Source organism: Paludicola sp. MB14-C6, from assembly GCF_030908625.1.
GTDB lineage: Bacteria > Bacillota > Clostridia > Oscillospirales > Ruminococcaceae > Paludihabitans.
The window spans coordinates 1,187,061-1,200,955 of the sequence record NZ_CP133133.1 but is presented as its reverse complement, the minus strand read 5'-3'; the positions used below and the strand labels follow the sequence as shown (position 1 = coordinate 1,200,955).

General features: G+C 33.8%; 16 protein-coding genes. 12 read left to right on the top strand and 4 right to left on the bottom strand.

Going from position 1 to position 13,895, the window contains the following annotated elements:
* The first annotated feature begins 52 nt into the window (after positions 1 to 52).
* The 5 genes from RBG61_RS05675 (at position 53) to RBG61_RS05655 (ending at position 2,966) form a co-directional block, all read left to right on the top strand.
* Entirely contained in the window at positions 53 to 289 is a 237-nt protein-coding gene (locus tag RBG61_RS05675) for a hypothetical protein (protein WP_307946603.1), read from the top strand.
* 28 nt (positions 290 to 317) lie between these two features.
* Complete coding sequence (locus tag RBG61_RS05670; RefSeq protein ID WP_307946600.1) at positions 318 to 878, top strand: hypothetical protein; 561 nt, start codon at positions 318 to 320, stop codon at positions 876 to 878.
* Between the two features lie 224 nt (positions 879 to 1,102).
* Positions 1,103 to 2,194 carry a CPBP family intramembrane glutamic endopeptidase gene (locus RBG61_RS05665; RefSeq protein WP_307946597.1) on the top strand — a complete coding sequence of 364 codons (1,092 nt, stop codon included), beginning with the start codon at positions 1,103 to 1,105 and terminating at the stop codon, positions 2,192 to 2,194.
* Positions 2,195 to 2,229: 35 nt separating this feature from the next.
* Entirely contained in the window at positions 2,230 to 2,424 is a 195-nt protein-coding gene (locus tag RBG61_RS05660; protein WP_307946595.1) for a hypothetical protein, read from the top strand.
* A gap of 11 nt (positions 2,425 to 2,435) precedes the next feature.
* Positions 2,436 to 2,966: a GNAT family N-acetyltransferase gene (locus RBG61_RS05655; RefSeq protein ID WP_307946593.1), complete on the top strand. Its 531-nt coding sequence runs from the start codon at positions 2,436 to 2,438 to the stop codon at positions 2,964 to 2,966.
* A 30-nt stretch (positions 2,967 to 2,996) separates the two neighbouring features.
* Here RBG61_RS05655 and RBG61_RS05650 read toward each other — a convergent pair whose 3' ends face one another.
* Complete coding sequence (locus tag RBG61_RS05650) at positions 2,997 to 3,623, bottom strand: response regulator (RefSeq protein ID WP_307946592.1); 627 nt, start codon at positions 3,621 to 3,623, stop codon at positions 2,997 to 2,999.
* 27 nt (positions 3,624 to 3,650) lie between these two features.
* Positions 3,651 to 4,721: a sensor histidine kinase gene (locus RBG61_RS05645; protein WP_307946590.1), complete on the bottom strand. Its 1,071-nt coding sequence runs from the start codon at positions 4,719 to 4,721 to the stop codon at positions 3,651 to 3,653.
* Positions 4,722 to 5,008: 287 nt separating this feature from the next.
* Here RBG61_RS05645 and RBG61_RS05640 point away from each other — a divergent pair, with 287 nt between their 5' ends.
* From RBG61_RS05640 to RBG61_RS05620, 5 genes are all read left to right on the top strand, one after another.
* Complete coding sequence (locus RBG61_RS05640; RefSeq protein WP_307946587.1) at positions 5,009 to 5,941, top strand: ABC transporter ATP-binding protein; 933 nt, start codon at positions 5,009 to 5,011, stop codon at positions 5,939 to 5,941.
* Positions 5,942 to 5,991: 50 nt separating this feature from the next.
* Positions 5,992 to 7,101 (top strand): ABC transporter permease, encoded by a 1,110-nt coding sequence (locus RBG61_RS05635; protein WP_307946585.1) that lies wholly within the window; start codon positions 5,992 to 5,994, stop codon positions 7,099 to 7,101.
* Positions 7,088 to 8,242 carry an ABC transporter permease gene (locus RBG61_RS05630; protein WP_307946583.1) on the top strand — a complete coding sequence of 385 codons (1,155 nt, stop codon included), beginning with the start codon at positions 7,088 to 7,090 and terminating at the stop codon, positions 8,240 to 8,242. The genes RBG61_RS05635 and RBG61_RS05630 overlap by 14 nt, the downstream gene beginning before the upstream one ends.
* A gap of 121 nt (positions 8,243 to 8,363) precedes the next feature.
* Positions 8,364 to 9,242, top strand: a complete 879-nt coding sequence (locus tag RBG61_RS05625; RefSeq protein WP_307946580.1) for a GNAT family N-acetyltransferase — start codon at positions 8,364 to 8,366, stop codon at positions 9,240 to 9,242.
* A 102-nt stretch (positions 9,243 to 9,344) separates the two neighbouring features.
* Complete coding sequence (locus RBG61_RS05620; protein ID WP_307946578.1) at positions 9,345 to 10,577, top strand: aminopeptidase; 1,233 nt, start codon at positions 9,345 to 9,347, stop codon at positions 10,575 to 10,577.
* A gap of 181 nt (positions 10,578 to 10,758) precedes the next feature.
* Here the strand turns inward: RBG61_RS05620 and RBG61_RS05615 are convergent, their stop codons facing one another.
* Positions 10,759 to 11,292, bottom strand: coding sequence for a GNAT family N-acetyltransferase (locus tag RBG61_RS05615; protein WP_307946575.1), 534 nt, complete (start codon positions 11,290 to 11,292; stop codon positions 10,759 to 10,761).
* Between the two features lie 174 nt (positions 11,293 to 11,466).
* On the opposite strand from RBG61_RS05615, the gene RBG61_RS05610 reads away from it, so the two are divergent.
* Together RBG61_RS05610 and nagA are read left to right on the top strand one after the other, a co-directional pair.
* Positions 11,467 to 12,018 (top strand): ECF transporter S component, encoded by a 552-nt coding sequence (locus RBG61_RS05610; protein WP_307946572.1) that lies wholly within the window; start codon positions 11,467 to 11,469, stop codon positions 12,016 to 12,018.
* Between the two features lie 93 nt (positions 12,019 to 12,111).
* Complete coding sequence (gene nagA, locus RBG61_RS05605) at positions 12,112 to 13,230, top strand: N-acetylglucosamine-6-phosphate deacetylase (protein ID WP_307946569.1); 1,119 nt, start codon at positions 12,112 to 12,114, stop codon at positions 13,228 to 13,230.
* A gap of 73 nt (positions 13,231 to 13,303) precedes the next feature.
* Here nagA and RBG61_RS05600 read toward each other — a convergent pair whose 3' ends face one another.
* Positions 13,304 to 13,630 (bottom strand): hypothetical protein, encoded by a 327-nt coding sequence (locus tag RBG61_RS05600; protein WP_307946566.1) that lies wholly within the window; start codon positions 13,628 to 13,630, stop codon positions 13,304 to 13,306.
* Between the last annotated feature and the right edge of the window lie 265 nt (positions 13,631 to 13,895).

The window sequence follows — 13,895 nt, the reverse complement described above, 5'->3', positions numbered from 1 at the left end:
GAGAAATTCTAATACTCTTAATATCTAAATTTTGATGGAAAGAGGAATTAAAATGAAAAGAAAAAGTAGAAAAATTTCAATGGTCGTTAGTTTGATGTTAATGGTAACAATGTTGTTTAGTACTAGTAGTATATGGGCAGTGGATAACAATAAAACTAAAGACACTGAATCAAATGAAATTTCACGAAGATATGTTGTGAGTTGTCCAAATGGTGGAATACATGGTACATTCAATGGAAATTTATCACAGGACTCTTTTTGGCGTGGTTTTGAATTTGTTGCTGCATAAAATATTAGAATGACGAGGTGTTCATTATATGAAAAAAAGATTGGTACTAACCATCTTACTGCTATGCGTATTTATTAGCTTCTCTAGTTGCAAATCTGGTGAAAATAATCAAGCAAAGGCGAAATCATTAGTAAAGATTGCGTTTACATTGCCAAATGAAAGTATTCGTACAGCACAAACAAAAGATTTGGAATCCGTAACAAGTAAAGATGGTTCAAGTTCTATTACAATTGAACAAGTGCCAACGCAAAACCTTGAAGATGCTATTTCCAAAGAATTTGGGAATTATGTAGCAGAGAATACGCTAAAAGACGCAGGTTCGAGTTTTTATTCATCAATTATTATGATGCACATAATGTCTATAGATAAAAAAATTGCAATTACGCCAAAGGAAATTGTTGTGAAGCAAGATGATAAACAGAAAAATCATTATTCCTATGTAATGAAAGCAATGATGAGTATTGATAAAAGTTCGGAACAAGAAATAAAAATAGATGGTATCATTCAATTTGATAAGAATGGAAAAGTTGACTATATGTCAACAACCGGCTCTGATTATAAAAAAATACTTGAAACAAGCATTTCATAAAAAGTCTAATCTTCAAATTAGGATAATTTAAGAAATCATATGTCTATACTCATGATTTACCCCCCATACTATTTTGGTATGGGGGTAGCTGTTTGATATAATGTTTTTAAAACTATACATTAGAATATATATGAAATCATTTAATCTACAAAGTAAACAATGTAATTGACAAACCTGTGGAATTACTGTATTATTTAAGTAATACAAATAAAGGTGGTAATAGAATGGAACAACAAAGCCAAGAATACCAACAATATGCGACAATTGACCCGACGTTGTATCAACAAAACTATTATGGATTGGATCCAAAAGAAGAATACAAGCGTGATTTGAAAAAAACAGCAGGAAAATCTTCAATGCTATTACTTATATTAGGACTGGGCGGAAATATTCTTGCATTCATATTATTATTTTTCTATATTTTTTTATCTGTTGCTATTAAAATGGCGAATGGTGCATCTCTTGATACATTTGATTTTATGAAAGCGGTTGACCCCCAAAATGGAATGTTTGTATTTATAGCTTCACTTCTTCCGATAATCATAATAGACATTGTTGTTATCGTTATTGCAAAATTCGTATATAAAATCAAGCTAAAAAGTTTTTTTCGTAAATCTGAAACAGGCATTTTAAGAAATGCCGCAGGCGTTATTACCTGCCTTGCCGCAGGAGGAGTGGGCAGCCTGATTGCGACTTTATATCTGATGTTATTTGAAAAGCTGGGAATCCCAATTCCTGCACCTGATTTTTCATTACCGAAAGATCAGCCAATTTGGGCTGTGTTAATGCTTACATATGTATGCGTGGTTGGCCCAATCTTTGAAGAAATCATATTTAGAGGCTTTCTATTAAAGTCTTTGCAGAAATATGGTTCTATGTTTGCAATTATATTGACTTCAATTTTATTTTCATTATTTCATGGGAATTTGGTTCAGTTTATACCACCATTTTTAATGGGAATTGTTCTTGGTATCTTAACGGTGAAAGCAAATACCATTATACCTGCCATAGTTGCACATATTATAAATAACAGTATATCTATGCTACTGGGTTACCTGTTTCCAGAGGGCTCAAAATACTCTGGTTTTGTAGATTATATTTATATAGTAGTGGGCGTATTGATTATAGTGGTTGCAACAATTTTATATTGGAAGAAGTTTAAAGAGATTTCAAAAGGTGATGAAACCTATATGAAAACTGGAGCGAAGATTGGTACAGCATTCACTTCGGGCTGGTCAATCGGTTATCTGATTTTCTATGGAATTTTGATAGTAGGTATGATTTTAATGCAATTGATAGCAACATCATTACATTGATAATATGAACAATTTGATGGTAGAAGGTGAAAGTAATGAAAAAAGCAGCTTTATTATCACTTCCAATTGGAGCAATTTTATTTGTAGGCACAAGAATATATGCAAATTATTTAACCATTTCAGATTTTACGTTAGGATTTTTTGAAGGACTATCCTTTTCTTTTATGGCAATTGGATTTGTAATGGCGGTATGGTGCCTTGCAAAAAAAGAAAATCCCTTTAGAAAGTAAGAATATAGTGTATGAATACAATATTAGAAAAAATACGTACTGCTTTACCGAATTTTTTGGTGAAACAAATACAACAGCAAAATTACAATGAGGTATTAGGGCTAGCACAAAGCAATAAAAAATACTATGAGTATGAATTAGGCAGAGATGTAACCTATGATGATGTTGTAAATGGCATATTAGAATGTCCACCGATGATTCCTAAAGAGCAAAAATTTTTCATAGGATTATATCAAGAAAATCAGCTTATCGCGATTATGGATTTTTTGCTTGGATATCCAAATGAATCTACAGTATGGATCGGTTTATTTATGCTGGATAATAGTCTTCAACAGTCAGGAATAGGTACAAAGGTGATAACAGCCTTTAAACAAGTAGTTAAAGATAGTGGTTATTTGTTCATTCAACTTGGTTGTTTGGTTGAAAATAAAGATGGATATAGCTTTTGGACGAAGAATAATTTTGTTGAAGTTTGCAGAGTTGTTACAAAGGAACAAGGTCGAAAAGACTGGAATATTATTGTGATGGAAGCTAAACTGTAAAAAGAGTAAAAGGAGGGCAAACGCCCTCCTTTATTGCATTTTATTAAAGTAGAAAATTGCTAATTGCGTTCTGTCACGAAGCTCAAGCTTTTCTAAAATTGTACTCATATAATTGCGTACAGTACCCTCGCTTAAAAAAAGCTGAGAGGATATTTCTTTGTTGGATAATCCTTGCGCAACTAACTCTATAATTTCTATTTCCTTTGGTAATAGCCCATATTGCTCAACATTTTTCTTTTCACTGGTATTGCTTAATATATTCGGCAGCTTGGTAACAATCTCTTCACCAAAAACGGTTTGCCCCATAGATACTGCATGCAGTGCAGGAATAATACTTTCATAATTCTGCTTTAATATATAGCCTTTTGCACCAATTTTTAATGCTGTAATAATATATTCGTCATCTGCAAATGTAGTTAGATATAAAATTTTTGCAGATGGATATTTTTGGAGTATTTCTTTTCCCGCATCAAGACCTGTTTGTTCACCCATACGAATATCCATTAGCATAATGTCCGGCTGATGCTCTCGATAAAGCGAAACAGCCTCTCGAGCATTCGCACCAATGGCGACCACTTCAATTTCGCTTGTAGCTGAAATAATGGTTTTCAAAGACATTGCAACCAGCTTATCATCATCTACAATTATAATTCTCATACGGATACCTCATTCTTTCATTCAGTATTAGTGTTTTGTTTCCTTTGGAAAAGAGATAAAAATTCGGAAACCGTTTGTATCTGATATATTGATGATACCATTTAATCCGGCAACACGCTGTTTCATATTATCAAGCCCCATACCATAACAACTATTTGCGCTTTTTTTGGTACCATTATCGCTTATGATTAACTGATACAGCTTTGGATGTTCATATAAAGAAATCGTTACGTGTGTTGCATTGGAATGTTTGATAACGTTAGCAAGTGCTTCTTTTACAATTGCAATTACAGCATAGCGTGATTGAATTGGGATCGTTTCAGTCATGTCATAGTTAAGCTCAGCTTTACAAAACGTAAATTCTTTAACAATACGATTGACTTGGCTATATAAATCTACTGCATTATCTTGTAAATTATGCACGCTGGAACGAATAGAATCCATACCTGTAGAAAGCGTATCTTTTAAAATAGAAAGGTTTTGCTTTGTGGATTCATCTTTTGTAATTGCCATTAGCGCACCAAGTTGTAAAATTGAGCTGGATAGTAAATGACCAACATTATCATGAATTTCTCTTGCTATGCGTGTTCTCTCATTCAGTGTTGCAAGAGTAACATCATCATCTTGCTTTTGCATTAACTCGGCAACTTTTTGCTCTAGTGTAATAGATAGTTCGGTTAGTGTATCTCTTTGAGTAATAAATTGTTGTTGTAAGGTGGCATGTTGAATGGTCTTTTTTCGTAGCCATAATGCACAGCAAGCAATGCATAATAAAATTGCAACTTCAGAAATTGAGAATACAGAAAAATGGACAAATAAAGGTAGAAACGCAAAAAAGCCGAAAAGCTGAAAGCGCGTGTGGAATAAGTCATAAAGCAGTACAGGAGAAAAAATGATAAAGGACGGTATAAAAAAACATAAAATCAAATAACCGAAAAATAGTGTCAATGCAAGCTTCTGATTAGCAAAAAATTCGTTGATACTGGTAATTGAAATGACAACCAACAGAGGAATAATTCCAATGTTTGGGTCAGCACACAAAAAGCAAGTAAGAGTGGCAAATATCAGTAAAATAATTCGGTCAATAATACTGTTCATAGATTCTCCTCTCTGTCTTTTCAATATTGTATTTATTGTTTACAAAGCAACGATTAAAAATAGGTCAATAACGCTCAATCATTTATCTTTAAATGAATTTACAAAAGAAAGATATAAGATTGTATTGGAGTAGAAACAATGTTTTCTACTCCAATAATACCATAACATTTCCAAATTGTATACTTACTTTATGACAAATGTCATGCCAAACTGATGACATTTTGCACTGTTTAGCAGCAAGGCAATTTAATATAATAATAACAACAAAACAAATAAGGAGAATTGTTATGATAGTTGAAATTACAAATTTAGTAAAACGATATGGCGACTTAATCGCACTTGATCATCTGAATCTCTCAATTGAAGAAGGCGAAATTTTTGGATTGTTAGGGCCAAATGGTTCAGGAAAAACAACTGCAATTAACTGCATTTTATCTTTGCTCAAATATGATAAGGGCGATATACAAGTATTCGGAAAAGAAATGACTCCAACCGCATATGCAAGCAAACGAGATATTGGAATTGTAATGCAAAACGTAGCAGTATTCAACGAATTAACGGTTTACGAAAACATTGATTATTTTTGCGGCTTTTATATTACCGATAAAGCAAAACGAAAAGAATTGGTCGAAGAAGCAATTGAGTTTGTGGGCTTACAGGAATTTAGAAAATTCTATCCGAAAAAGTTAAGCGGCGGTTTATTAAGAAGATTAAATATCGCTTGTGGTATCGCACATAAACCAAAATTGATTATATTAGATGAGCCAACCGTAGCGGTAGATCCACAAAGCAGAAACAATATTCTTGAAGGAATCAAGAAGCTAAATGAACAAGGGGCAACAATTATTTATACCTCACATTACATGGAAGAAGTAGAGCAAATTTGTACACGTATTGCAATCCTTGATAATGGTAAGGTGATTGCACTCGGAACAAAAGAAGAGCTGAAAGCAATGATTGCAACGGGTGAGAAAATTGTTTTAGAAGCGTTCAATGTTAAAGAGGAAACAATCAACCGATTAAAACAGCTTCCAAACATTATGTCAGTTGATTATGCAGATGATAAACTTACAATCAGCGCTAAGAGTGGAAAGAGCAGTATTGCTATGATTCTAGCATTCGTCGAAGAGCAAAAGATAACATATGGTAAGGTGTATTCTGAATTACCAACTTTAAATGATGTGTTCTTGGAAATCACGGGTAAAGCATTACGAGATTAGAACCCCATTTATTATAAATAATTCACTTTGTAAGAAGGAAGGAAACAACGATGTTTTTTCATATATTCAAATATCGCTTGCTTATGATGCTGCGTGATAAACAAAATTTGTTTTGGCTTATTTTGTTTCCAATTATAATGTCCACCTTTTTCTATATGGCATTCACAAACGTCTTAGCCGGCGAGACATTCCAAAAAATCAATGTAGCAATTGTGAATGAAACGGATAATCAAGACTTTGTCAAAATGCTAAAGGAAACTGATTTATGTAATATTACATCAACCAATCAAGAAGCAGCAACAAAAATGCTGAACGAAGGAAAAGTAAGCGGTGTAATTGATGTAAAAGGAAATATGCAGTTAGCCGTTACCCAAAATGGTATCAATCAAAGCATTTTAAAAAATGTGTTGGACGCTTATAATCAGGTGACAGCAACTATAAATGGTGTAATTGAAAAAAATCCGGAAGTATTGAAAACAAATTTCTTAAAAGAAATCAATGTAAGAGAACCATATACACAAAATAAGCCGATTGGCACAGCAACGAATACAACGGTAATCTTTTTCTATGCGTTAATAGCAATGTCCAGCTTAATGGGCGGTACACAAGCAATTGTCGATATTGAGATGCTTCAAGCTGATCAAACCGCAACAGCTGCAAGAGTCAATGTAGCACCAACCCATAAGCTAAAAGCACTTACCTCTTCTTTAAGCTGCACCGTTCTATTCCATTTTGCGTTTGTATTATTGTCACTAGTCTTTATGAAATTTGTATTGGGATTAGATTTTGGTAAAGGAATGGGTTATATTATATTGCTTGTGTTTGTAGGTTGCTTCACAGGGGTAATGTTAGGTGCTATGATGAGCGTATTTATTAAAAAGACAGGATTTAAAGTAGGTGTAATCGTTAGCTTTACAATGTTAGGCTCTTTCTTAGCAGGTATGATGGCAGTGAATATCAAATATTGGGTACAGCAAACCATGCCGATTCTTTCCTACATTAACCCATTAAACTTAGTTACAGACGGTTTGTATTCACTTTATTATTATGGCATCAACGAAAGATACTTTATCAACCTAGCAATTCTTGTTGTATTTGGTGTATTGGGTTGTGGCGTCACATACTTTAAGGTAAGGAGGCAGAAATATGCAAGTTTATAGTTTGTTTTTCAAAATTCTAAAAAAGAATGCATTAGGTCCTATCATCATGTTTGTTGTTATTTTTGCTTCGCTAACCGTTATGTTCAGCCAGATTGGAACTACTCCGAAAGACAGCTTTGAATTAACAAAGTGTAGGGTCGCTGTAGTCAATCGTGATGGCGGGGAATTGTCAAAGGAGCTTACTGAATTTATTGGTGATAAAGCAAAATTAAAAACACTAAAAGACGATGAACAAACTTATAAAGATTCATTATTCTTCCGTGAAGTAGATTATATTGCAATTATTCCAAAAGGATTTACAGAAGCTTTTCAAAAAGGAACACCACTTAAAATTGAGTCAATGCAAATTCCTGATGGAACAAATGCCATGCTGGTTCATAACTTAATTGATAGCTATCTAAATACAGCAAAGATATATCAAAACGGAACAGGTGAGATTGACTATCAAGCCATACAAGATGATTTAGCAATATCAACAAAGGTGAATATGGTTGCAACTGATAAAGAGGATGTTGATGAAAAATCCAGTGCGAATTTCTATATGAATTATTTTTCCTATCCTATGCTTTCCATTATGATACTTGCTATTCCAATGATTATGTTGAGTATCAATGAATTAAACGTAAAACGTCGCTGTATTGCTTCTCCACAAAAACAGTCATCCTTTACAATTAAAATGTTGTCAGCAAATATGCTGTTAATGTTAGCAGTGTATATTGTGTTTATCATGATTGCACTCATTATGTATACCGATGATGTGTTTAGTATAAAAGGTCTTTATTGGATTTTGAATACATTCAGCTTCTCAGTATTTTCATTGTGCTTTGGGTTTTTTGTAGCAAATATGATAACTTCCAAAGCTGCTATATGGCCAATTGCAAACTGTGCAGCTTTAGGTTTAGGTTTCTTGGGTGGTGCATTTGTTCCACAAGAATTGTTAAATAAATCATTGCTTAAATTTGGTGTAATCAATCCTGTATTTTGGTTTATTAAAGCCAATAATACGATAGATTCACTAGTCACATTTAATATGGGAACTTTGAGTCCTGTATTACTAAGCTTTGGTATTCAACTGGGCTTTGCACTTGCCTTTGCAGCAATGACACTTGTAGCTATTAAATATAAAAGAAGAAGCAACTAAGCAATTTTTAATGATAAGGAGTCATCAGGTACGATGACTCCTTTTTGCGTAGGCTTTTCTTGTATAACAAAAAAACGTATGATATAATAACGTTAACATTACAGTCTATAGGAGACAATGAATGAAGATAATTGAAACTAATATTTTAGATGCAATGCAGATTCATGATATAACGATTCTAATTAAAGACTGCTTTGCCTATGATGGATTGCAAAACGAAGCATTTTTATCTAATGAAATTAACTTTAATCAAAATTTAGCTTGTTTTTATTTAGGCTATGAAGACTCAAAGTTGGTAGCATTTTTAACAACGTTTATGCCTCAGAGCCATGAAGCGGAGATTATTGCTTATACTCACCCTGCATATCGAAGACAAGGACGTTTTAATCAGCTTTATCAGACAGCTGTAAGCGTGTTACTACCGGCGGGCATTACGCAAGTATTGTTTGTTGTTGAACCAGTTAGTAAAACGGGTGAGCAGGTGTTACAAAAGAAAGAAGGAATTACTTTTGAACGTTCAGAATATCGAATGCAACATACCGATAAAACAAAGATTCCTTCTCATAGTAATTTATTGCTTATGAATGTTTCCACAATGAATCAAGAGGAATGTATAAAACTAACAAGAGAAATTTTTGATATGTCGGAAGAAGAAAACCAAAATTTCATTCAAAATGCAATGGATTCAAAGGATAGGGCTATCTATCTTACATATTATAAAAATGAGCCTATGGGAACATTTAATATACATTATGAAGCCAATCACGCTTTCCTTTATGGGTTAGGTATTAAACCTTGTATGCAAGGAAAGGGATTTGGAAAACAATTATTAGGTCTTGCCTTGGAAACAGCATATCAAAAGAAAAAACGTGTGGTTTTAGATGTGGATTCCAATAATCCACCAGCTTATGAATTATATCGTAAAAGTGGATTTGTAACTTCTTTTCAAGTAGACTATTATTGCTTGAATTTAGAGCAAAAATACAATAATTCACACTAAAACAGTATAGATTGTAAATCTATTGTGAATGATTTCAAGTATAGTTGATAAACGGAATAATAAGTGGTAGAATAAAGGGAGAAATAGAAAGGCGGTAATGATATGAGTTTTCAAGATAAACTACAAAAATACGCTGAACTTGTGGCGCGATTAGGCGTTAACATTCAAAAAGATCAAGAACTAGTAATTCGTGCACCAATCGAGTGTGCAGAATTTGCACGAGCTGTGGCTGAGAGTGCATATAAATTAGGTGCAAAAGAAGTAATCGTGCATTACAAAGATGAAAAGCTAATGCGAATGAAATATTTAAATGCACCATTAGAAGTATTTGAAAGCTATCCTGATTGGGTGGGCGAATCTGAGAATTATTATGCAAAACGTGGAGCAGCATTTGTAATGATTGCTGCAACCGATCCTGAAATATTTAAGGGTGTAGATTCAGCTAAATTGGCTGCTAGTACAAAAGCCGGTCATATAGCATTAAAACCATTTAACGATTTAAGAGATTTAAATAAAATTTGTTGGAATATTGTTTCTGTTCCAACTCCTGCATGGGCAAAGAAAGTATTCCCTGATTGTGATGAACAAACAGCGGTTGAAAAACTATGGGAAGCAATCTTCAAAGCAGTTCGTATTGACCAACCAAACCCAGTGCAAGCTTGGGAAGATCATAAACGTACCTTGTTTACAAAATCTCAATACTTAAATGAAAAGCAATTTGCATCTTTGCATTTTAAAAACAGCTTAGGTACTGATATTACAGTTGGTATGCCTGAAAATTATATCTTTGAGGGCGGCGGAGATATTACATCTGATGGGGTTTACTATTTCCCGAATATGCCAACTGAAGAAGTGTTCTCAATGCCACACAAAGATAAAGTAAATGGTACGGTTGTAAGCTCAATGCCATTAAACTATCAAGGTACATTGATTTCTGAGTTTAGCTTAACTTTTAAAGATGGTGTTGTGGTAGATTACTCTGCAAAAGAGGGCTATGAAGCATTGAAACGTTTATTGGATACAGATGAAGGCGCAAAAATGCTTGGTGAAGTTGCATTAGTACCATATAAATCTCCGATTTCTGATATGGGTATTTTATTCTACAATACATTGTTTGATGAAAATGCATCTTGTCACTTTGCTTTAGGTAGTGCATATCCTTCTTGTATTAAAGATGGTGTTGGATTATCCAAAGAGGACTTGAAAAAACGTGGTGGTAATGATTCCATTACCCATGTTGATTTCATGTTTGGTACATCTGATATGAAAATTGTTGCAACTGAAAAAGACGGTAACGAAGTTACGATCTTTGAAAATGGCAACTGGGCAATCTAATAATAAAAATGAAACGCAACGATTTTCCGTTGCGTTTTTTGTATGTAACTTAACAGGCGAACACAGTTCGCTCTTACGGTAATTTTAATGTAAATCTATCTCTATCCCCCTTGTTAAATGGGAACACCGTCCGCAGACAGAGGGGGATTATTGTATTGTAAAATAAATTATTATCATTCAACTACAAATATAAATTCATTAGAATTTCATCGTGGTAAATGCCATTAACGATAAACTTATGTGCATAATAGCCGTATTGTTGAAATCCGAATTTCTCGTATAATGCTTGTGCACGCTTGTTTTGCTCATATACACCAAGATGAATACAAGTTATTGTTGGATTATGCGTTGCAAATTGAATAAGCGTTTGCATAACGTAAGAGCCCACTCCTGCATTCCAATAAGCTTGTTTTACAGAAATAGCGAGTTCTGCGTTGTGCGCCATTCTTGGATTGCATGGTGTGCTTAAGGTTGAGATAGAAACAAGTTCATCCTCAACAAATCCAAGCAACATGATACTGTTTTCATTTGCATTTATACTTTCAATAAAGGCTTCTTCTTGTTCTACAGTAAAACGGCAACCATTTTTTCCAACTAACAAAAAGTCAGTTTCGCCCCCAACTTGATTTAAATAAGCAATCATAGCTGCAGCATCTTGTTTGGTTGGTTTTCTGAGCGTTAATGTCTTTCCATTTTTTAATAGATGCTCTGTCATATTCTTTCTCCTTATTTTTTCTAATTAGACGTATTATATCATAATTTTACTGGAAATAAATATAAAAAGGAAATTATTACTCATATAATATACCTATTTGGTGTATATTATATTGCTATTCTTGCTTTAAAGTGCTACAATTAATGAAATGATTATAATAAAGGGGATCTTAATATGAAATCAAACGTTCTTTGGATTGTGAAAACAGCCATTTTTTTAGCAGCATTGGTTGTGCTTCAAGCAATCACAAAGCCTTTTGGGCCGATTGTAACCGGAAGTGCTGTGAATTTTGTTCTAATTGCAACAACGTTAACTGTTGGAATGGGTAGTGGGTTAATCGTAGCATGTGTATCACCATTTTTAGCATTCTTTTTACAAGTTGTACCACTTCCGATTTTCTTTGTTCCGGTAATAGCGTTGGGTAATGCGGTGTTAGTAGTAATATATGCTCTTATTTTAAAGAAAGCCGTAAATAAATCAACAGGTGCAAAATTATTTGTTTGGATTATTGCAATTGTGGCTTCCTCTGCGCTAAAGTTTATCACACTATATGGAGGCGTCAATTGGGCAGTCATTCCAATGATGACAGCAATAAAGGGTGCAGCAGTAAAAGCTCCGGCAGCAATTTTCAGTACAACACAAATGATAACCGCAGCAATAGGCGGAGTATTGGCAACTTTAGTAGTACCTCCTATTTTGAAAGCAATTAAAAATAAAAAGTATTAGTAATTGTACTTAACCAATACTTGAAAATACAAAATGGTTGTAGTACAATGAAGCTATAAAAATAATTAATTTAATATATTGGAGGAAGAGAAAATGATTTTAAAAAATGGCTTTGTATTAGATAAAAGTTTTCGCTTTGTTAAAACAGATTTAGTGGTTGATGGTGATAAAATCGTTCATGTAGGCAATTGCGATTGCGATACTGACGTTTTAGATTGTACGGGCAAATACATCATTCCAGGTTTAGTTGATATCCATACTCACGGCTGTGGCGGTGCTGACGCTTGCGACGCAACCAAAGAAGCGATGGATATTATGTCTGAAACTCAAGGCAAAGCAGGTATTACTTCTTTCTGTGCAACTTCTATGACTGTTCCGGAAGAGCAGCTGAACCGCATCTTTAAAACAATTGGTGATTACATGAAAGGCAAACAAAAAGGTGCTCATGTAATTGGTATCAACATGGAAGGCCCATTCTTTAACATGAAGAAAAAAGGTGCACAACGTGGCGATTGCTTATTAAATCCAGATGTAGATTTCTTCAGAAAGCTAAATAAAAAATCAGGCAATGCTGTTAAATTAGTTGACCTTGCTCCTGAATTAGATGGCTCTATTGAATTCATTAAAGCAGTAAAAGATGAAGTAACGGTTTCTATCGGACATACTGCAACCGATTATAAAATTGCAATGGATGCTATTCATGCGGGTGCTAGCCATGTAACTCACCTTTACAATGCAATGGACGGTTTTACACATAGAGCTCCTGGTTTAGTTGGTGCTGCTGCTGATACTAACGTTACTACAGAGCTAATCTCTGATGGTATCCACATTGATCCTACTGTTGTTCGTGCAACATTCAAATTAATGAACGATCGCGTTGTATTGATTTCTGATAGTATGAGTGCTTGCGGTATGCCAAACGGCGAATATGAGCTAGGCGGACAAAAAGTATTTGTAAAAGATAAAAAAGCAACATTGGAAGACGGTACAATTGCAGGCTCTTCAACAAATCTATTCGATTGTATGAGAAAAGCAGTTGAGTTTGGCATTCCATTAGAAACTGCAGTAAAAGCTGCATCTTTCAATCCTGCAAAAGCAATTGGTATGGAAAAGAAAATCGGTGTGCTTGATGTAAACCGTGATGCTGATATCGTTGTTATGGATAAAGATTTAGTAATTGAAAAAATCATCATCAAAGGCGAAGTTCAATAAGATTTGAAATAGAAAAAAGCTTGGGGCAATTGAATTGCTCCAAGCTTTTTTGTTGTGGGATAAACTATGAATGTTATCTTTTATATTTTGTATAAATCTTATTGTAACTATAAAAAATAATTGGCAATCCACCAGCGCATGCAACGAATAACAGGATTCCAGCTAATGCGATATAACCTATTAATCCAATGACTCCGATTACGAAAAACAAACTACCGTATAAAAACCACATGAGCCCATTTGCTTTATTGTAAGCTGGGATATTTTTGATTTCATGTTCACTTACAGTAGTTCCAGACCAAAAGTGGATTGGCTTTTTTGAAAAAAATGCACATACTGCAAAACCGATAAGAATAGCAGAAGGAGTCCAACAACAAACTCCAAAAAGAAATTGTGCCATGGTGGTCGCCCCCTGAAATAAAGTTAATTTACCATATAATAACAGTATAAAACAAAGTGCAACGGAATTCAATAACAAATTGCCTTATACGAATTCCATTTATATAATAGAAACGCAATTTAAATAAAATTAGTGTTACAAGGGCAATAATGCGTATTCGCTATAATAGCAATAAATTCATTTGTAAACCCGTTGTATCCAATTGTAACCATTCATACATTTCCATTACTGTAAAATTATGATATAATAATAGTGATTAAAACTT